Source organism: Mucilaginibacter sp. L3T2-6 (assembly GCF_030519355.1).
Taxonomy (GTDB): domain Bacteria; phylum Bacteroidota; class Bacteroidia; order Sphingobacteriales; family Sphingobacteriaceae; genus Mucilaginibacter.
On record NZ_JAUMKC010000019.1, the window covers coordinates 1 to 19,554 of the forward strand.

Annotated in this window: 17 protein-coding genes and 1 tRNA gene; 10 read left to right on the forward strand and 8 right to left on the reverse strand. The window is 42.7% G+C overall.

The genetic code is table 11. From position 1 onward, the window contains the following. The 5 genes from Q3W13_RS18810 to Q3W13_RS18830 form a co-directional block, all read right to left on the reverse strand. On the reverse strand, positions 1-732 hold a 732-nt coding region (locus Q3W13_RS18810; RefSeq protein WP_302866415.1), incomplete at its 3' end, for a phage integrase SAM-like domain and Arm DNA-binding domain-containing protein. Positions 733-1,042: 310 nt separating this feature from the next. Then, positions 1,043-1,116: transfer RNA gene (locus Q3W13_RS18815), tRNA-Pro, on the reverse strand. A 468-nt stretch (positions 1,117-1,584) separates the two neighbouring features. Then, positions 1,585-2,817, reverse strand: coding sequence for an RNA polymerase sigma factor (locus tag Q3W13_RS18820; RefSeq protein ID WP_302866417.1), 1,233 nt, complete (start codon positions 2,815-2,817; stop codon positions 1,585-1,587). A gap of 58 nt (positions 2,818-2,875) precedes the next feature. After that, on the reverse strand, positions 2,876-3,229 hold the full coding sequence (locus Q3W13_RS18825) for a YciI family protein (protein WP_302866419.1): 354 nt from the start codon (positions 3,227-3,229) through the stop codon (positions 2,876-2,878). Between the two features lie 172 nt (positions 3,230-3,401). Further along, positions 3,402-5,315 carry a nucleoside-diphosphate sugar epimerase/dehydratase gene (locus Q3W13_RS18830; RefSeq protein WP_302866421.1) on the reverse strand — a complete coding sequence of 638 codons (1,914 nt, stop codon included), beginning with the start codon at positions 5,313-5,315 and terminating at the stop codon, positions 3,402-3,404. Positions 5,316-5,895: 580 nt separating this feature from the next. Here Q3W13_RS18830 and Q3W13_RS18835 point away from each other — a divergent pair. The 6 genes from Q3W13_RS18835 to Q3W13_RS18860 all read left to right on the forward strand — a co-directional run bounded on the left by Q3W13_RS18835 (position 5,896) and on the right by Q3W13_RS18860 (position 13,266). Continuing rightward, positions 5,896-7,992: a nitrite reductase gene (locus tag Q3W13_RS18835; RefSeq protein WP_302866425.1), complete on the forward strand. Its 2,097-nt coding sequence runs from the start codon at positions 5,896-5,898 to the stop codon at positions 7,990-7,992. Continuing rightward, positions 7,989-8,777 (forward strand): uroporphyrinogen-III C-methyltransferase, encoded by a 789-nt coding sequence (gene cobA, locus Q3W13_RS18840; RefSeq protein WP_302866427.1) that lies wholly within the window; start codon positions 7,989-7,991, stop codon positions 8,775-8,777. The genes Q3W13_RS18835 and cobA overlap by 4 nt, the downstream gene beginning before the upstream one ends. After that, on the forward strand, positions 8,755-10,260 hold the full coding sequence (locus tag Q3W13_RS18845; RefSeq protein WP_302866429.1) for a TSUP family transporter: 1,506 nt from the start codon (positions 8,755-8,757) through the stop codon (positions 10,258-10,260). Before cobA ends, Q3W13_RS18845 begins: the two co-directional genes overlap by 23 nt. A 1-nt stretch (position 10,261) precedes the next feature. Beyond that, on the forward strand, positions 10,262-10,981 hold the full coding sequence (locus Q3W13_RS18850) for a phosphoadenylyl-sulfate reductase (RefSeq protein ID WP_302866431.1): 720 nt from the start codon (positions 10,262-10,264) through the stop codon (positions 10,979-10,981). Further along, positions 10,978-11,883, forward strand: a complete 906-nt coding sequence (cysD, locus tag Q3W13_RS18855; RefSeq protein WP_302866434.1) for a sulfate adenylyltransferase subunit CysD — start codon at positions 10,978-10,980, stop codon at positions 11,881-11,883. The genes Q3W13_RS18850 and cysD overlap by 4 nt, the downstream gene beginning before the upstream one ends. A gap of 129 nt (positions 11,884-12,012) precedes the next feature. Next, positions 12,013-13,266: a sulfate adenylyltransferase subunit 1 gene (locus Q3W13_RS18860; protein ID WP_302866436.1), complete on the forward strand. Its 1,254-nt coding sequence runs from the start codon at positions 12,013-12,015 to the stop codon at positions 13,264-13,266. A gap of 65 nt (positions 13,267-13,331) precedes the next feature. On the opposite strand, the gene msrA is transcribed toward Q3W13_RS18860, so the two are convergent. Both msrA and Q3W13_RS18870 read right to left on the reverse strand, forming a co-directional pair. Then, complete coding sequence (gene msrA / locus Q3W13_RS18865) at positions 13,332-13,985, reverse strand: peptide-methionine (S)-S-oxide reductase MsrA (protein WP_302866440.1); 654 nt, start codon at positions 13,983-13,985, stop codon at positions 13,332-13,334. 142 nt (positions 13,986-14,127) lie between these two features. Then, positions 14,128-14,364 carry a DUF3820 family protein gene (locus Q3W13_RS18870; protein WP_302866443.1) on the reverse strand — a complete coding sequence of 79 codons (237 nt, stop codon included), beginning with the start codon at positions 14,362-14,364 and terminating at the stop codon, positions 14,128-14,130. 131 nt (positions 14,365-14,495) lie between these two features. Between Q3W13_RS18870 and Q3W13_RS18875 the strand changes: the two genes are divergently transcribed. Together Q3W13_RS18875 and Q3W13_RS18880 are read left to right on the forward strand one after the other, a co-directional pair. Then, positions 14,496-14,723, forward strand: a complete 228-nt coding sequence (locus tag Q3W13_RS18875; protein ID WP_302866445.1) for a hypothetical protein — start codon at positions 14,496-14,498, stop codon at positions 14,721-14,723. 12 nt (positions 14,724-14,735) lie between these two features. Then, positions 14,736-15,692: an aldo/keto reductase gene (locus Q3W13_RS18880; protein ID WP_302866448.1), complete on the forward strand. Its 957-nt coding sequence runs from the start codon at positions 14,736-14,738 to the stop codon at positions 15,690-15,692. Between the two features lie 70 nt (positions 15,693-15,762). Here the strand turns inward: Q3W13_RS18880 and Q3W13_RS18885 are convergent, their stop codons facing one another. After that, positions 15,763-16,497 (reverse strand): hypothetical protein, encoded by a 735-nt coding sequence (locus Q3W13_RS18885; protein ID WP_302866449.1) that lies wholly within the window; start codon positions 16,495-16,497, stop codon positions 15,763-15,765. 333 nt (positions 16,498-16,830) lie between these two features. Between Q3W13_RS18885 and Q3W13_RS18890 the strand changes: the two genes are divergently transcribed. Continuing rightward, positions 16,831-17,454 carry a 7-carboxy-7-deazaguanine synthase QueE gene (locus Q3W13_RS18890; RefSeq protein ID WP_302866452.1) on the forward strand — a complete coding sequence of 208 codons (624 nt, stop codon included), beginning with the start codon at positions 16,831-16,833 and terminating at the stop codon, positions 17,452-17,454. A 136-nt stretch (positions 17,455-17,590) separates the two neighbouring features. After that, the gene (locus tag Q3W13_RS18895; RefSeq protein WP_302866453.1) at positions 17,591-19,492 is read left to right on the forward strand and encodes an OmpA family protein; all 1,902 of its coding nucleotides are present in this window, start codon (positions 17,591-17,593) and stop codon (positions 19,490-19,492) included. The last annotated feature ends 62 nt before the right edge of the window (positions 19,493-19,554 follow it).

A 19,554-nucleotide genomic window follows, 5' to 3' on the forward strand; every position in this document is an offset into this window, starting at 1 on the left:
GATGTTGAAATGCTTGTTTTCTATCCTTGCCAGTTCATCTTTGGTCAAATATTCCCGTTCAACCTTATCAAATTTCAATTGGTAAGCCTGAAAGGGATTGCGGTCTATCCATTCCAACCGAACAGCAAGATTAACCATCTTGCAAAATCTTTCGATATGTTTCATCAGGCCGTTGTTATTTAGCGGCTTTTGGCCTTTTTCCGGCGTTCTGTTAAGCAGGTAATACTGGAAGTCGGTAATAAATTTATAGCTTAGCTCGGACAGGTATTTGTCGCTTGTCTTAAATCGCTCTTTGATAAACTCCTTAATATACTTTTGGGTAGTATAGTAATTCTTCATCGTGCCTGGCTCCAATACGTTAGCCTGCTCCGCATTGTGATACTCCATCAGTTTACAAAGCGTAAATTCAGCCTGATCTGCCCCGGTAACTTTCTCCTTTAAAAGTTCTGCGGTAATAAATTTCTTTTGTAACAAAAGCTGTTGGTAACCCTCTACAATACCCGCCTTAAATTGGTCAAGGTATTTATTGAGTTTAGTAATTTCTTCGCGGCTACCTTTTGCCATTCCCTTAACAGGGTTCCAGTTACTTTCCTCGATGGAACGTTTAACGGAAATTTCAATACGTTTACCGTTTACGGTAATACGGGCATAAATTGGTGATTTGCCCGCTTGGTTAATCTTTTGCTTTTTAAGGTAAAAGCTGGCGCCGAAGGTGTTGTTTGCAGTACTCATAGCTATTCAATTAAAAAATTTACAAAAGCATTGATTGACTGGATTTGATACACCCTTTGAAAAAGGGTCACCAACTTGGTTAAAAACACGTATTAAAACGCATCAAAAACAGTCAAAATAAATCAATCAATTAATTGACTATCAGTATGTTACAATGCTGTTGGTGACCCAAACGTAAGAAATAAAAATGGGTAACCGAATAGGTCTCATTTTCTTTGGTTTTACTTGAATAACTTGGTTTGAAATAAAATAAAAAACCCCTTAAATCATACGATTTAAGGGGTTTTACCGACTTTTAGTAGTCTAATTGTCGGGATGGCAGGATTCGAACCTGCGGCCTCCACATCCCAAATGTGGCGCGATACCGGGCTACGCTACATCCCGAAAGGGAACGCAAAGGTAGGATTTTAGCTCACCGTTGCAAATATTTTTTTCAAATAAATTAGCCAATTATCACACAAAGCAGGTTACCCGCTATAAATCAATAAGTTATTTTAATGCTGTTTCTAAAAAAATTATAACCTGGTAGTAACAGACCAGTTAATTATAATAAAAGAAATACATATGGCGCAAATCAGGCCCAATGCTACCAACATCCAGTAAATAAAGTTTTTCATTAGGGGCATATGTGGTACTAAAAAATGCAGTATTAATTGCAACAAAGTAACGGTTTACAAAAGTGTGCTCCGCATTCAATAAATATTACTCGCAACTAACATGAGCAGGGCAAATGCTCAGCTGTTCAATCCGGCATTTATCAAATCAGTGACTAATATATGTATTTATTTCAAATACAAGGGTTTATTAAATGCATTTATTAATATGACCAATGGCCTGGTATTCCCTCAAAGTTTAAAAATTCAGCTTGCTGAGTTTTTTCTGAATTGCATGTCGCTCCGCGGCGTTTTTTGCCATCGACATGGCCGTCTGGAAATTTTCGGCTGCTTTATTACTGTCGGCGCCGGTGTAAAGCTCGCCGAGCAGTGCAAAGAAAAAACGATTATCCCTAAGGTTAAGCATTTCAGCAGCCATAATCGCTTCTTTTTTTCCATTTGCCTTTGAAAGGGCGAACGTACGGTTTAAGACAGCTACCGGAGAATATTCTATTTGGAGTAACTGATCATATAGCTGTAGTATGTTTTCCCACTTTTCTTTTGTATCGGCCTGCTGCGTGCTCCAGTACGCTATGGCTGCCTCCAGGTGGTATTTAGATATGGTTGGTCCGGTTGAGCCGCGGTTTAAAAAATAAACTCCCCTGCTTATCAATTCTGCGTTCCAAAGAGCGCAATCCTGTTCATCGTATAAAATAATATCCCCCTCCTCGCTTAGCCTGGCGTCAAATCTGGAAGCATGGAAACACATCAACGCAAGCAGCGCGTTAACCCGCGGTTGGTCTGTGCTTTTGTTCTCGATAAGCATATAACACAAACGCATCGCTTCGAGGCAAAGTTCCCTGCGGATGGCATAATTTGGGTTTATCGAGTAATAACCTTCGCTAAATAACAGGTAAATCGTAGTTAAAACTGCGTCCAGCCTTTTTTCTATTTCAGTTGAGCCCGGGACATCTATTTTAGTATTTTCTTCGCGCAGTCGCTGTTTAGCCCTGAATAAACGCTTATTGATGGTTTCCTTATTGGTTAAAAATGCCTCTGCAATCTCGTCAATACCAAAACCACACAGTATACGCAGGGACAAACCCACTTGCGCCTCGGGAGAAATTGATGGATTACATATCGCAAACATCATTAGCAGTTGACTGTCATTTATGCTTTGCGGCGATAAATCTATATCGAATTCAACGCATTCAATTCCAGCTTTCTTAACAGTTGGCGCTACCTTTTCGCCAAAGATGTTTGCCCGGTGCAGGTAGTTTCGTGCTTTGTTTTTGGCGACGTTATATAGCCAGGCCGCCGGATTGTCCGGTATACCATTTATTGGCCAGGTTTGCGCAGCCGCTGCAAAGGTGTCACTGGCAATGTCTTCGGCCGTCTCGACATATGCAAACCCAAAACGCCGGCAAAGCACAGATACAATTTTGCGATATTCTGTCCTGAAAAGGTGCGGTATTAACTCCTGCTTTTCCACTGTCAATCCTAAGATATGGCTTCTCCGACCAAAAAAATCTAAATACACCGGTTAACGATCAGTGTGTACCATCTCCCCTCGCTATTTTTCGCACCTCTACAGTATTGCCATTACCCTGCAGTACGGGGCATCCTTTGGCAAATTCAACTGCCTCATCTACAGACCCGGCCTTAATGATTATATAGCCGCCTATAGTCTCTTTGATTTCTCCGAAAGGACCGTTGGTAACTATATTATTGTAGTGAACTACCTTTGCTGTATCAAACGGCAGTCCGGTGCCCGCAACAAATTTGTTTTGAGCGGCAATCCCACCGATCCAGTCCATGGTCTGCTTCATCCAGATTTGCATTTGCTCAGGCGAAGCGATCTTTGAACCATCCTCATGCCTGAAAATTAAAATAAACTCATCCATTTCTTAAATACTTTGGCTATTTAAATATATTAATTAACAGCATAACAATCAGTATAGGATAACTTGGACAATGGTTCAGAAAAATAATGGAATAATAAATATAAAAAAAAACCTCCTGGACAATCCGGAGGTATTTCTGCCGGCAGTATTGCCGGTATAAATATAAAGGCGATTAAACAAGCGTCACGTTCTTATTGTCAAGCACTTCAAATTCCGAGTTTTTGCTTAAGAACTCAGGTACAATTTCTTTCATCTTATTAACCACACCTAAAATGTCGTTCTGCTTGTTAAGAGCAAGAAGTTCATTAATGTCATTATTTACCTGTGCATAAGAGTATTCTATTACTTTCGAGATTTTGATTTTCTCATGGTAAGTAGGCATGGTGTTTTCACCATCGTTAAGCAACTCCTCATAAAGCTTTTCGCCTGGCCGCAAACCCGAATAAACAACTTTGATATCTTTTTCCGGTTGTAGTCCGGCTAACTTGATCATTTTATTGGCAAGGTCCGCAATTTTAACAGGTTCGCCCATGTCAAAAATAAATATTTCTCCGCCAGTACCCATCGTACCGGCTTCAAGCACAAGATGAACAGCCTCCGGAATAGTCATGAAATAACGGGTAATTTCCGGATGGGTAACCGTGATAGGTCCCCCCTTCTCTATCTGCGCCTTAAACCTTGGGATCACCGAGCCATTTGAGCCCAGTACATTGCCAAACCTGGTGGTTATAAAACGCGTGGTACCATTATTATCAGGATCATTCTTAAGCGATTGGATATAAATTTCAGCTATACGCTTGGTGGTGCCCATAATATTTGACGGATTAACCGCCTTGTCAGTAGAAATCATTACAAACTTATCAACGCCAAAAGACACAGAAAGGTCGGCAATAAATTTGGTGCCCAGCACATTGGTCAATACGCCCTCCGTCGGATTCTCTTCCATCATCGGCACATGTTTATATGCAGCCGCATGAAACACTATCTCCGGGGTAAAGTCTATAAATAATTTGCGCATTCTGGTGTAATTCCGCACGTCGCCTATAAATATTTTTATAGGTACGTCAGGAAAACTCTCTTCAACCTGCAACCGGAGCTCATGTAAAGGCGATTCTGCCTGGTCACATAAAATAACCATAGCCGGGTTGTAACTTAATACCTGCCGAACAATTTCGGATCCAATAGAGCCGGCCGCCCCCGTTACAAGCACGCGCTTACCATGTAAATCTTCTGAAATTCTAGTTGTATCTATTTGTATCTGTTTTCGCTGCAGCAGGTCTTCAATTTTCAGATCTTTAATCTGCTGTAAATTAAGCTTACCATAAATCCATTGATCTGACGGCGGCACAGTAAGCACCTGTATACCAAAAGCCAGGCATTTCTCGAGGGCGTTCTTTTTAGCTTGCTCATCAAGGTGATGATTCATTACAATGATCTTATCCACCTTGCGTTTTTTTAGCAGACTGCCAAGTTTATCAATATCATACACCTTAAGTTGCTGAATTTCGGTGTTAATCTTATTAGGATTATCATCAATAAAGCCAATCACAGAAAAATTAGTTTTTACGCTACTCTCTAAAGCTTGTTTCACCAATACTGCATTATTGTCAGAGCCATAAATAAGTACGACGGTTTTTGTAGCGCTGGAATAACTGTTAATGTAATAATAGGCATTTTTAACAGCTGTCCGCAGTAGGATCAGCAAAGTGCTGGATACCGAAAAGTTAACCAGCATAATCATGTTAATCAATACCCGGTTTACCGGCCACCGCGGCAGAAACCACACATTAATGGTTACCAGGTATATTAATGTAGATGCGAATACTGCACTGAAAATCCGTAATACATCGCGGGTATTCGAATAACGGATCAAACCGGTGTGTATCCGCATAACATACATTACCGTCAGCGAGGTTAGGCAATACAGACCAGTATAAATAAGAAAGTATCCTCTGAAGATATTTATAAACTCGAACCTGTAAACGATAAAATAAGACGTTGAAAACGATGCAGTAACTATAAAAAAATCCAGCAATATTATTACCCAACGCGGAACGACCCTATTAAATGGTAAGTATTTTTTCATACGGATGATTTTTCAGGCATACTAAAGTAGAAATAATATTTTTAATAATACAATATAAAAGCTTACCTAGCCGTTTTCACCCTTACCGGTGATTAAAAAATAACATTAATTGCAATATCTCTTAATAAACGGCAGATTTATTAAGGTACGAATATTCATATCGTATTATTTCTCAAAAATTAAATCAACCATAATATATTGACATAAATGACAAAGATATAAACTATTACGAATTAATATTTAACAATCGTAAATGCTTTATAAAATTAGTTCTTCCTTTATTTCCCAACATCACAAGGTTTAGTTTTTTGTGCAAGTAAGTAACCCACAAGTTGCAGGAATGTTTTAATATAATTTAATGGTCAAAATTCTCTTTTTTTAAATTAATTCTACTAATTCAGTATAGTATATATATATTTGTCACATTAAATGATGGAGACAGCATTTTATAATTCTTGTAAACCCTCGATGAATTGCCTGATGACTGGTAAATAACAGGGGCTTTACTATTATAAAATTAAAGCCTCTTCAGCACCAGGCCGAGGGGGCATTTTTATATAAACAGACTAACAACCAAGTTATGCAAAGTTTTCGCACGGAACTGGAAAACCCGGTGGTTGAAAAAGATATAATTGACCTTGAAAAAAAAATCAGGGCTTTTCGCGAGGGTAAAATCCACGATGAAAAATTCAGAAGCCTCCGCCTTGCGCGTGGGATATATGGACAACGTCAACCGGGTGTACAGATGGTTCGCATTAAGTTGCCGTTTGGGAAGGTTACTTTTAAACAGCTGCTGCGCATTGCCGATATATCTGATAAATACGCGAGCAGCAACCTGCACCTGACCACCCGGCAGGATATACAGATTCATTATGTGAGCCTTGACCGTACGCCCCAACTTTGGGCCGAGTTAGATCAGGATGATATTACTATTCGCGAAGCTTGCGGCAATACAGTAAGAAACGTTACCGCCTCTCCTGCCGCAGGCATCGATCCGTCGGAACCATTCGATGTTTCGCCTTACGCACAGGCAACTTTCGAATACTTTTTAAGAAACCCCATCTGCCAGGAAATGGGCAGAAAGTTTAAAATCGCATTTTCGTCAAGCGAAGCTGATACCGCGTTTTCTTATGTAAACGATATTGGCCTGATTCCCAAAATAAATTCAGCAGGCCAGCGCGGATTTAAAGTGGTTGTGGGAGGCGGTCTGGGTGCCCAGCCGATTTTAGCGTACCCGGTAGAAGATTTTTTACACGAAGACGAACTTATACCTTATATAGAGGCTATAATCCGTGTGTTCGACCGTTATGGTGAGCGCACCAACCGGAATAAGGCCCGGCTCAAATACTTAATCCAAAAAATTGGAATTGATGAAGTATTAGCCCTTGCCAAAGCAGAAAGAAAAGCCTTAAAGGTAAAGTCATATAAAATAAATCGAGATGCGGTAGCACTTCCTGAAATACCCGATGAAAAAAAATTTACCGGTGTTGAAATAACTAACCCTTTCCGTTATGAACAATGGCTGGCCACCAACGTGTTCGAACAAAAGCAAAAGGGTTTTTACGGGGTATATGTAAAGGTAACCGTTGGTGATATATCTTCTGATGACGCCCGAAAACTGGTAGCGACCCTTGAACCGTTGGCTGCCGACGAAATACGCGTTACACAAAATCAAGGTTTACTGCTAAAGTATATCCGCAAAGAAGCTTTACCGGCTCTGTACAACGGTTTAACGGCATTAAATTTATCATCGCCCGGATTCGACAGTATAGCCGATGTAACTACCTGCCCCGGCACTGATACTTGCAACCTGGGCATTTCCAACAGCATGACTCTGGCACGCGTCCTTGAAAACCTCATTTACAATGAGTACGAGGAACTTGTATATAACAAAGACATTAAGATAAAGATAAGTGGCTGTATGAATTCATGCGGGCAGCATGGGTTGGCCCACATCGGCTTCCATGGCGGTTCGCTGAAAGCCGGTGCGAAGGTATTGCCATCAGTACAGGTATTGTTAGGCGGCGGCACTGTTGGGGATGGGACCGGCCGCGCTGCCGAAAGGGTTATTAAGGTACCTGCAAAACGCGCGACAGATGTGTTAAGGAAAATACTGGATGACTACCAGGCCAATAGCGCTGAAGAAGAAACATTCCACGCTTACTATGACAGGAATGGCAAGGATTACTTTTACCAACTATTAAAACCCCTTGCCGACCTGACCACCCTAACCGATGATGAGTTTGTAGACTGGGGCCACCAGGAAACTTACGCTACTGCGATCGGTGTCGGCGAATGCGCCGGGGTGATTATAGACCTTGTCGCCACCTTGCTTTATGAAAGCGATGAGAAATTTGGCTGGGCTAATGAGGCCTTTGCCGACGGCAGATGGGCGGATGCAATATATCATGCTTATAATACATTTATAAGTTCAGCAAAAGCGCTATTGCTGGATAAAAATATTAACGTAAGTACACAGTCTGGAGTGATTAAAGAATTCGATAACAGTTATGTAAATACAGGCGAAATAGCTCTTGACGGCAGTAGTTTTAACGACCTCGTTTTAAAGATAAATAAACATGATCCGTCCGAAGAATTTGCAGTCGCTTATTTAAAGCAGGCTGGCGAGTTTTTAAACACAGTCAAAGCGAAAAGAGAGGAATTGGTACAACAATGATAAATACAACAAACAAACTGATAAGGGAACCGCGTATTACTCTTGTTGGCGCCGGGCCCGGTGACGCAGAACTGATTACTCTAAAAGGCGTTAAAGCTTTACAGACTGCCGATGTAGTTTTATATGATGCCCTTGTAAACGACGAATTGCTCGAGCTGGCGCCCAAAAATGCTGTAAAAGTGTATGTGGGTAAACGCTCCGGCGACCACAGCTACTCGCAGGATGCAGTTAACAAGTTGATGATCGACTATGCTATCAATTATGGCCACGTGGTACGCCTTAAAGGCGGTGACCCTTTTGTTTTTGGCCGAGGTTTCGAGGAGTTAGATTATGCTGCCTCTTATAGCATACCCGCGCAGGTCATTCCGGGAATTTCCAGTTCTATCGGTGTTCCGGGGATGCAGCATATCCCTGTTACGCACCGCGGACTGAGCGAAAGTTTTTGGGTGGTTACAGGCACTACAGCCAGTCATCAAATTTCGCCGGATGTATACCAGGCCGCTAAAACAAACGCCACAATTGTGGTATTGATGGGGATTCAGAAACTGGGTGAGATTGCAGAAATATTTAAAAACGAAGGCAAACACAAGCTGCCTGTAGCCGTAATTCAGAGTGGTACAACTAACGAAGAAAAAGTTGCTATTGGTATTGTTGATACAATTGCTGAAATTGTAGAGGAAAAGAAAATAACGTCGCCTGCCCTTATCGTATTCGGCGAAGTAGTGTCTTTACACCCTCAATTTGCACCCATAAAAGAATTTTATGCCATCGTCGCAGAAGAATAGCAGCTTGATAATTCAGGATAAAAAAACAGGCGGAAATCAACTGTTCCCTGTTTTTTTGAAGCTGAATAATTTACATACGGTGCTTGTCGGCGCGGGGAAGGTTGGTTTAGAAAAGCTAATGGCCATCCTGCATAACAGCCCGGAGGCTAAAGTGACTGTTATTGCCCTTGAGATTCTGCCTGAAGTTCATTTGCTGGCTGCCAAATATCAAAAGCTGGTTATTGTTCAGAAAACTTTTATCGACAGTGATTTGGACAATGCGGACGTAGTTATCGCTGCGACAAACAACAGCGAGCTTAATAACTTCATCAGGCAATCTGCCCATGAGCGCAAGCTGTTGATCAATGTCGCGGACAAACCCGACCTATGCGATTTTTATTTGGGTTCGATCGTGCAAAAAGGAGATCTGAAAATAGCAATATCAACAAACGGCAAATCGCCTACTATCGCTAAAAGGATTAAAGAAGTATTAAATGAAGGTTTACCCAATGAATTAGATGATACCTTACAACAAATGAGCTTGTTACGAAATTCATTGAATGGAGATTTTACAGAAAAGGTCCGCAAATTGAATGCGGTAACCTCAGTTTTGGTTGAACCTAAAGCTATTGAAAAAAAGAATTTAATATGGCTGATTTGGGGTGCTATTATCGTATCTATATTGATTGCCGTTACGGCATTATGGTATAATGAGCCAGGATTCAGGACATATGCACAAGCCATCAAACCAGAGTTTTATTACTTCCTGGCGGCAGGGTTTGTATTTGCTATGATTGACGGCGCAATTGGCATGTCGTATGGGGTTACATCTACGTCTTTTTCATTATCGATGGGCGTTCCGCCCGGCTCGGCGAGCATGGGTGTACACCTTTCAGAAATTATGAGCAATGGCATTGCCGGCTGGATGCATTACCGCATGGGTAATATTAACTGGAAACTATTTAAAATGCTGCTGCTTCCGGGTATTATTGGCGCTGTAACCGGGGCTTACATCCTGTCTTCGCTTGAACATTACAGCCAGTATACCAAGCCGTTTGTGTCGTTGTATACTTTGATATTGGGTTTAGTTATCCTGTCAAAAGCTTTTAAAAGCCGCGTTAAAAAGCCGGGCGATAAAATCAAAAAAATCCCTTTGCTTGGCCTGGGTGGCGGTTTTATAGATGCGGTTGGGGGCGGCGGATGGGGCTCAATCGTTCTGTCGACATTAATTGCCGGCGGCCGTCATCCCCGTTTTTCTCTGGGTACGGTAAAACTGTCGAGGTTTTTCATCGCGCTGATGAGCTCGATAACATTTATCGCTATGCTAAACAGCAATCATTGGGGAGCTGTAGCAGGGTTGGTTATCGGCAGTGCAATTGCATCACCAATAGCAGCGAGAATATCTAACAAAATATCTGCTAAAGCAATAATGGTTTCGGTAGCAGTTATAGTGATCTTAATAAGCATACGAAGCATAGCGTCGTTTTTAATTAAAATAATATAAAATGAGTGAGCTGGCAGCATATATAAAAAAGGAAACCGCAGGACTTGAGCCGGTCGAGGTCCTGACGCTTTTGTCGGATATATTTCACGACGAAATTGTGTTCTCGACCAGTTTTGGCTGGGAAGACCAGGTAATAGCTCATATGATATTTACCAACAACTTGCCAATAAAAGTATTTACTCTTGAAACTGGCCGTTTGTTCCCCGAAACTTATTATGTGTGGAACCGCACTATGGAAATTTATGGTAAACCCATACATGCCTACTATCCTAAAACGGAACTGGTTGAACAAATGGTAAGCGCCAAGGGGCCAAGCAGTTTTTACGAGTCCGTAGAGAATAGGAAAGAATGCTGCGGGATACGCAAAATTGAACCATTGAAACGGGCATTAGCCGGTAACAAATGCTGGATAACGGGCATACGTGCGGAACAATCTGCAAATCGCCAGTCTATGGACAACGTTGAGTGGGACGAACAAAACAACCTCGTTAAGTTCCACCCGATTTATAGCTGGGGACTTGACGAAGTAAAGAATTACATCAAAGAATATAACATACCCTATAATACTTTGCACGACAAGGGATTCCCAAGCATCGGCTGTGCCCCATGTACCCGCGCGGTACAACCAGGCGAAGATTTCAGAGCCGGACGCTGGTGGTGGGAAGATCAAAGTAAAAAAGAGTGTGGATTACATGGTGTTCACGAAGTGACTGAAAAATGAGCAAACATACATTAGATTATTTAGACGAGTTAGAGGCAGAAGCCATTTACATACTCCGGGAGGTTGCCGGACAATTTGAAAAACCTGCCTTGTTATTTTCCGGGGGAAAGGACTCAATAACGCTGGTGCGATTGGCTGAAAAAGCATTCAGACCGGGCAAGTTTCCTTTCCCACTGGTTCATATCGATACCGGCCACAATTTTAAAGAGACAATTGAATATCGCGATAAGATGATCAGCCGGATCGGGGAAAAGCTAATTGTAGGTCTTGTGCAGGACTCAATCGACGAGGGCAAGGTTGTTGAGCAAAAAGGCAAAAATGCCAGTCGTAACACGCTGCAGACGGTAACCCTGTTGGACACAATAGCCAGGCATGGTTTTGACGCCTGTATCGGCGGTGCCAGGCGCGACGAAGAAAAAGCGCGTGCAAAGGAGCGTATATTTTCAGTTCGCGACGAATTTGGTCAATGGGATCCAAAACGCCAGCGCCCGGAACTTTGGAACATCTTTAATGGAAAAATCCATAAAGGTGAAAATGTGCGGGTGTTCCCAATCAGCAATTGGACCGAGCTTGATGTTTGGAATTACATTCGCCGGGAAAAAATTGAATTACCGTCAATCTATTTCGCTCACGAACGGGAGGTGATCACCCGCAATGGCCAGTACATGGCTGCATCACCGTTTTTAAATATGGATGACGAAGATATTATAGAGCGTCGTACAGTGCGCTTCCGCACCGTCGGCGATATGACCTGTACCGCGGCAGTAGAATCCTATGCTTATCAGATCGATGACATCATCAACGAAATAAGCGAATCGAAAATAAGCGAACGCGGAGCCCGCATGGACGATAAGGTGAGCGAAGCCGCAATGGAAGACAGAAAAAAGGGAGGATATTTTTAGGATTGCGGAATCGGAATCACGACTTCGGAATTGACTAGTCCTCAACTTCAAGCGATCATTCCGCATCCGCATCCGGCATCCACATTAAATAGATCCGAAACCGAACATTCGAAATCCGAAATAATACTAATGGACATTCTTAAATTTATAACCGCAGGCAGCGTAGATGATGGCAAAAGCACTTTAATAGGCCGCTTATTATACGACAGCGAATCGATACTTGCAGATCAACTAGAGGCTTTACACCGATCGAACCGTAAAAATGACGATGGCACCATAGACCTGGCCATATTAACCGACGGCCTCAAAGCTGAACGCGAGCAGGGCATCACAATAGATGTTGCATATAAATACTTTCAAACTGATAAACGCAAGTTCATCATTGCCGATACCCCGGGGCATATACAATATACCCGCAACATGGTTACAGGGGCGTCAAACGCCAATCTGGCCATTATTTTGGTTGACGCCCGCAAAGGCGTCATCGAGCAAACTATACGCCACTCCTACCTGGTGTCATTATTGGGCATACAGCAGGTTGTGGTTTGTATAAATAAGATGGATATGGTGGATTATAGCGAAGCTATTTTCGAGACCATTGTAAACGACTACAAGGCGTTGGCTTACAAAGTAGGTTTGCAGAATGTAAAATATATACCTGTCAGTGCGTTAAAAGGCGATAACATTGTGAACGAATCGTTGAAAATGCATTGGTATGAGGGCAAAAGCCTGCTTCATTTTTTAGAAACCGTTGAGTTGAAACGGGATGAAAGCACTGCACATGCCCGCTTCCCGGTACAGTGGGTGGTTCGTCCGCAAACAGAGGAACTGCATGATTATCGAGGCTATGCCGGTCGTGTATCCAGCGGTTCGTTTAAGGTAAACGATAAGGTAACTGTGCTGCCATCAGGCTTTCATTCAACTATCGAAAAAATTGAAGTGCTGGATGCTGAGCCCGAAGAAGCAGTTGCCGGTATGTCGGTCACTATCCATTTAAAAGATGAGATCGATATCAGCCGGGGCGACGTCTTGGTTAACACCGAATATCAACCCCAAACTGCACAGCAAATTGAAGCTGATTTATGCTGGATGGACACCCGTGCATTAGACACCTCTTTAACTTATTTTATACAGCATAACAGTAAGCTGACACGCTGCAAAATACAGGAAGTGCTTTATAAGGTGAACATCAATACCCTTGAAAAGGAATTTGGTGAAGAATTCAAGCTCAACGACATTGGCCGTATTATCATCAAAACTGCCGAGCCTTTGCCTTTCGACCCTTATCAAACAATCAAAGCAAACGGCGGCGCTATTCTTATCGATAGCCGGACAAATGTCACAGTTGGAGCGTTAATGTTGCGCTCAAGCGCCACTGATTAGAGGCCAGAGAATAGAGATTAGTTTTTGCGACATCAACCAATCTCTATTCAATCAATCACCAATGTCTATTTTTCAAACTCGGGCTTTAGCAACGCTTTTTCTGCTTTTCGAAACTTGATCACTTTTGGCACCGATACACTTGTTATATAAGGATTATCCATATTCAGTCTATAATAGCCCTGGTGATATTTCTCAGCAGGATAAAATGCTTTATAAGGCACAATCTCTGTGACAATCGGTTCCGGGTAGTGCCTGCTTTGATTAATTTTTTTGATCGTAGCCTCTAAAATAGCCCTTTCTTCGGGGTTTCGATAAAAAGCGATAGAGCGGTAGTCAGTACCTTCGTCGGGGCCCTGGCGGTTAAGCTCAGTAGGGTCATGTGCAAAAAAGAAGGCGTTTGCCAATTCAGCATAGCTGATAATTTTAGGGTCGTAGTAAACCTGCACGCATTCAGCATGCCCTGTGGTCCTCGTGCAAACGTCCTCGTATGTTGGATTGACTTTGTTGCCGCCCGCATAACCGGAGATAACTTTATTCACGCCCTTCAGTTCCGACATGGCTTCACTCATGCTCCAGAAACATCCGCCGCCAAAGGTGGCTACCTGTTCACCAGGAGTGGGTTTAGGTAATTTGGCAAAATCGGCCCGGCTGCCGGGTTGTCCGTTAACGCAGCCGGCAATTAATAATATCACGGCAGCATATAGAAAAATCTGTTTCATATTTGTATGTACGTTAGTATTGATGAGTGTGGATGTTGTATATCTTCATTTACCCTTTTTGTCGTACAATAATGAATAGCCTTACAGCCAGGCGTAGTTTTGACAAAATATCTTTCGGGCGGTTAGGTTTCTAATGCTCCGGTTACTTTGCGGCCATCCGCTTTACCCTAAATAATATGTCACCCAGTCCATTAGTTTTTATCTCGTAAACTGTCGCCAGCATCATACCTAGCTTGCCCGGCGGGAAACCTTTATTGTGCATCCACGCCAGGTAAGAAACCGGTATATCGCTAATTAAAGTATCTTTATATTTACCAAAAGGCATCCTGGTTTGTACAGCGTCTATTAGTATTTTCTGATCTGGGCCTAAATTTTCCACATTGTAAATATAGGCATAATACACGGCTGGATTTTTGCTTAGTTGTTTACTCGATGTAATTTATAAAACCAAAATATGACACACAATTTTCGCTAATAAAGGTTATAGAAAACACATTCACACCATTACCTATGACACGACCATTCGAAGCAACACTTACGGGATCAGAGTATCCTGTTAAAGGAACAGTAAGCAAAATCAATTTCAGGGGATACGGAAATGCTTACGAATTTAAATCTATTGATAACGATCTTCACCTGATAATTGCTAAGGATGAAGACGGCAATTGGGTGCGCCTGGCAGGCACAGAACCTTTTTTGAGCAGTTGGATCGATGAACTAGCGGAGCAGATCGCCTAATTATTTAATGCTATGGAAAAAAGGAAAATTGGAAATTCAGGCATAAAGATAGCGCCGTTTGTATTTGGAGGCAACGTTTTTGGCTGGACGGTTGATGAAAACGAATCATTTAAACTACTGGACGCCTTTATGGATGCGGGCCTCAATTGTATCGACACTGCCGACGTATATTCTAAGTGGGTGCCGGGTAATAAGGGCGGAGAATCAGAAGAGATTATTGGCAATTGGCTGAAACATTCAGGCAAGCGGGATAAAGTTGTTATTGCCACAAAAGTGGGCAAACCGATGGGCGAAAACAAAAAGGGATTATCCCGTAAATATATTATTCAGGCCGTGGAAGATTCATTAAAAAGGCTCAGTACTGACTATATCGACCTCTATCAGTCACATGAGGATGATAAGGAAACTCCGTTATTAGAAACTCTTGAAACTTTTACGGACCTGATCAGGCAAGGAAAAGTTAGGGCAATCGGTGCATCGAATTTTGAAGCCGGGCGATTTAAGGAAGCTCTGAAAGTAAGTGGCGACAATGGATTGGCTTCATATGAATGTATGCAGCCTGAATATAACCTCTACGAACGTCAAGTTTATGAGACGACATTAGAGCCTATTTGCCGGGAAAGAAATATAGGTGTAATATCGTACTATTCCCTGGCCAGCGGCTTCTTAACCGGCAAGTACCGTTCCGAAAATGACCTTTCGAAAAGCAGCCGGGGGCAAGGTGTAAAAAAGTTTCTTAACCCGCACGGTTATAAAATATTGAGTGCTCTGGACAAAGTTGCGAGCGAATACAGTGCTACTCCAGCCGCAATCGCTTTGGCGTGGATAATAGCCCGTAAAGGTATAACGGCCCCTATTGCCAGTGCTACCAGTGTTAAGCAGCTGTATGAATTGACAAAAGCAGTTTCGATAAAGTTAAATAGCGATGCTATTGATGCGCTGAACGCCGCCAGCAGTTATAGCAATTAAAGTTAAAGGCCTCCCTCGCGGAGGCCTTTAACGTATTATAAATAATCGACAATAAAATTTAATATTCTAATCAGAAGGTAGCGGGTCTGTGAGACATGCCCATAGCGGCAGGACGGTTACCGGCAAAATGCTCACCGCCCCTTTCATTGCCCCGGCCATTGTTCCGGCCCGGCTGCCCGAAGCCTCTTTGCCCATGGTCGCGATTATTGTTCCAGTTACGGTTATCGTCATGCCGGTCGCCCCAATTCCGGTAGTGGCTTGATGACCCGCCAAAGCCACCGTTGCCCCTGTTCCAGCCGTGATTATCTTCGCGACGATCGCCCCAATTGTTGTAGCCCCGGTTCCCATAATGGTTATCGTAACCCCGATTGTAGTTTCCATGCCTCCATTCATTTATCACACGACCATTATACCGTGTCCTGTAAACATCGGCTCGCAGAAAGGGACGGTGCTCATGAATTTCGTATCTGCGGGCTCTTCTCCAATCATAGTCACGATATACGCCGGGCAAATATGCGGCACGTATCCAGCTGTAACCATTATTGTAATAATAGCAGCCGGCGTTAACACTGTAATATGCGTCCACCTCCGGCAAGTAATAGTAATCGTCATCATCACCATCGTCATAAACCGGAGCGGCCACAGGCTCCTGGTAAACCGGTTCTTCAACAACCACCGGCCTTTGAGTGTAAACCGCACGAGCGGGGCCCAGATTCAAACCTACATGTATTCTTACCTGTGCATCGGCGGTGCTAAAAATTAACCCGCTCAATGCTATTGCTGATAATATCGCTATCTTTTTCATATCCTTAAGTGTTATATATCTATGACGATAGCAAATACTGAAGGTTTAACCTATACTTACTTTCGTTTTATGTTATAATTCAATAGCAAAATTTAATTTCACGTATTGCAACATAAATAGAATTAAATATTATTTTCAGAATAGACTTACTTAAGTATTAGAATTAAATACTGAAATGCTCTTTATATATTTTATAATGGAATCAATTTCATTCTTAAATTCGCCTCCCTATGAATTTTATCTCCAAAATGTCAATAAATGGCTGAAATATGTCCGTTTCGCGTTTTATCTTTATCGTTTCGCCATTAACCCGTACCTTTGCCAATTCAAAATATGGCACACCAGATACCGGACGACGGCACATTGCTTCCATTAATGGAAGAGTTTTACACGATACAGGGCGAAGGGTTCAATACGGGTAAAGCTGCTTATTTCATACGTCTGGGCGGCTGCGATGTTGGCTGTCATTGGTGCGACGTAAAGGAAAGCTGGGATGCCGAACTGCATGCCCTGACATCGGCCGATCAGATTATTGAGAATGCTGCCCAACATCCGGCCAAAGCAGTAGTGGTAACCGGCGGCGAACCTTTGATCTATAACCTCGACTACCTTACCGCCGGGCTGCAAAAACGCGGCATCAAAACTTTTATAGAAACCTCGGGCGCTTATCCCCTTTCCGGCAACTGGGACTGGATTTGTCTATCCCCCAAAAAATTTAAAGGGCCTACACGCATGGTTGCGGCCAGTGCCGACGAACTAAAAGTAATTGTGTTTAATAGATCTGATTTTGCCTACGCCGAAGAGAATGCAAAACTTGTTTCGCCAGGTTGCAAGTTATTTTTACAGCCGGAATGGTCCAAATCAAAGGAAATGACCCCGCTTATTGTCGATTATGTAATGAATAACCCTAAGTGGGAAATATCATTGCAGACACATAAGTATCTAAATATCCCCTGAGGAATGGTCAAAAGTCAAGCTTCAAGAGCCAAGGCAGAAATGTATTGCGATTGATATTTTGTCTTGATTCTTGGCTCTTAGCTCTGCATTCTGATAAAAAATGTAACTTAGAATACAAAAACACGTATCAAAACCAATGAGATTGATTTACCTCTCGGTTCTGTTATTTTTTACACCTGTTTATTTATTCGCTCAACAGAGACAGTATTCCACAACTGATAAGGGAGCCATAAAATATTTTGCGATTGCTAACAGCAACCTTGACGATCATATGTATGACGAGGCAGTTAGTAATTTGCAAAAGGCCATTGCCGAAGACGACAAGTTTATCGAAGCGCACGCTGTACTTGGTGATTTGTACAGGCAGATGCTCAACTACAAAGGCGCACTGGATCAATTTCAAAAAGTTATCAAGTTGAATCCGGAGTTTAGCCGCGCGGTATATTTACGGATTGGGGAGCTTGAAATAAATATGGGGCAATATAGTATTGCCCGGGAGCACCTGGAGAAATACCTCACCTATCCCAATTTAGTTGCAAAAGATTCTTACTATGCTCAAAAGCTGGTTGAAGACTGTAAGTTCAGTATAACAGCCCTTACACATCCCGTTCCTTTTAAGCCGGTTAACCTGGGGCCCGAAATAAATACCGGGGCCGATGAGTATCTGCCGGTGGCGACAGCCGACGAGGCCACGCTTATTTTTACTCGTAAAATAAACAATAACGAAGACTTTTATAAAAGCAACAAGCAAGGCGACAAATGGCAAACAGCTGTTTATCTGAGCGACCAAATCAATACGCCCCGTTACAATGAGGGTGCTGAATCTATATCCCAGGATGGGAAATACCTTTTCTTTACCGGCTGTAACCGGCCGGACGGGCTTGGCCGCTGCGACATTTATATCGCTCAAAAAAAGGGAGAAGACTGGAGTAAGCCGTTTGATTTGAATCCGCCGGTGAATACTACCGGCTGGGAATCGCAGCCTTCTATAAGTGCTGATGGCAAAACACTTTACTTCGTTAGCAACCGTAAAGGCGGATATGGCGGATATGATATCTGGAAGTCGCGTCTTACCGACAAAGGTTGGGGCGAACCAGAAAACATGGGGCCAAATATAAATACCATGTATGACGAACAATCGCCTTTTATTCATGCTGATGACAGCACCTTTTATTTTTGCTCGAATGGCTGGCCCGGTCTCGGAGGCAAGGATTTGTTTGTAAGCCGCCTAGGAAAAGACGGAAAATGGCAAAAACCGGAAAATCTAGGCTACCCTATCAACTCCAGCGGCGATGAAAACGGCTTAACCTTGACTGCGACCGGAGCTTACGCATTTTTCTCATCCAACAAACTGAACGGCTTTGGGGGCTATGATGTTTATACCTTCGAGATGCCGCAAAATATACGGCCGCAGTTGGTTACGTACGTTAAAGGCATTGTGCGGGACGCAAAGACAAAGGCCCCGCTGGAAGCGGCAGTAGAGATCATCGACCTGGAAAAGAAAGAGTCAGTATATCAGGATTACAGCGATGCCACGCTTGGTGATTTCCTGGCGACGCTAACATCCGGAAAAAACTATGGATTGAATATTTCGAAAAGCGGGTATTTGTTTTATTCAGCTAATTTCTCACTGATAGGCCATGAGCCCAAAAATCCCTTCAATATTTCTGTATTGCTTGAACCGATTGAGGTTGGCAACAAGGTAATCTTAAACAATATCTTCTTCGACACAAATAAATTCGATCTGAAGCCCGAATCGATTACCGAGTTGCAGCAATTAGTGGATTTCCTTACACTTAATCCTACGCTGCATATCGAGATCTCGGGTCATACCGATGATGTTGGTAATGATGCGTTAAATCAAACGCTTTCCGAAAACCGCGCCAAGGCAGTTTATCAATACCTGATCGCTAATAAAATAGCCGCCGACCGACTAGTATATATGGGATATGGAAAAACTCAGCCGATAGCCCCGAATACTACCGATGACGGGCGTAAACAAAACCGGAGGACAGAGTTCAAGATAATCGCTAAGTAGAGAACAGATTATACATTTATTGATTAGTGATCAGGGATGTTGGGGATAAGAAATTTAGTTTA

Bases quoted from the DNA above. Each gene is read 5' to 3' on its own strand.
- Q3W13_RS18825 (WP_302866419.1), bottom strand. From the start codon at position 3,229: ATGGATGAGTTTATTTTAATTTTCAGGCATGAGGATGGTTCAAAGATC.
- Q3W13_RS18830 (WP_302866421.1), bottom strand. From the start codon at position 5,315: ATGAAAAAATACTTACCATTTAATAGGGTCGTTCCGCGTTGGGTAATA.
- Q3W13_RS18835 (WP_302866425.1), top strand. From the start codon at position 5,896: ATGCAAAGTTTTCGCACGGAACTGGAAAACCCGGTGGTTGAAAAAGAT.
- cobA (WP_302866427.1), top strand. From the start codon at position 7,989: ATGATAAATACAACAAACAAACTGATAAGGGAACCGCGTATTACTCTT.
- Q3W13_RS18845 (WP_302866429.1), top strand. From the start codon at position 8,755: ATGCCATCGTCGCAGAAGAATAGCAGCTTGATAATTCAGGATAAAAAA.
- Q3W13_RS18850 (WP_302866431.1), top strand. From the start codon at position 10,262: ATGAGTGAGCTGGCAGCATATATAAAAAAGGAAACCGCAGGACTTGAG.
- cysD (WP_302866434.1), top strand. From the start codon at position 10,978: ATGAGCAAACATACATTAGATTATTTAGACGAGTTAGAGGCAGAAGCC.
- Q3W13_RS18860 (WP_302866436.1), top strand. From the start codon at position 12,013: ATGGACATTCTTAAATTTATAACCGCAGGCAGCGTAGATGATGGCAAA.
- msrA (WP_302866440.1), bottom strand. From the start codon at position 13,985: ATGAAACAGATTTTTCTATATGCTGCCGTGATATTATTAATTGCCGGC.
- Q3W13_RS18875 (WP_302866445.1), top strand. From the start codon at position 14,496: ATGACACGACCATTCGAAGCAACACTTACGGGATCAGAGTATCCTGTT.
- Q3W13_RS18880 (WP_302866448.1), top strand. From the start codon at position 14,736: ATGGAAAAAAGGAAAATTGGAAATTCAGGCATAAAGATAGCGCCGTTT.
- Q3W13_RS18885 (WP_302866449.1), bottom strand. From the start codon at position 16,497: ATGAAAAAGATAGCGATATTATCAGCAATAGCATTGAGCGGGTTAATT.
- Q3W13_RS18890 (WP_302866452.1), top strand. From the start codon at position 16,831: ATGGCACACCAGATACCGGACGACGGCACATTGCTTCCATTAATGGAA.
- Q3W13_RS18895 (WP_302866453.1), top strand. From the start codon at position 17,591: ATGAGATTGATTTACCTCTCGGTTCTGTTATTTTTTACACCTGTTTAT.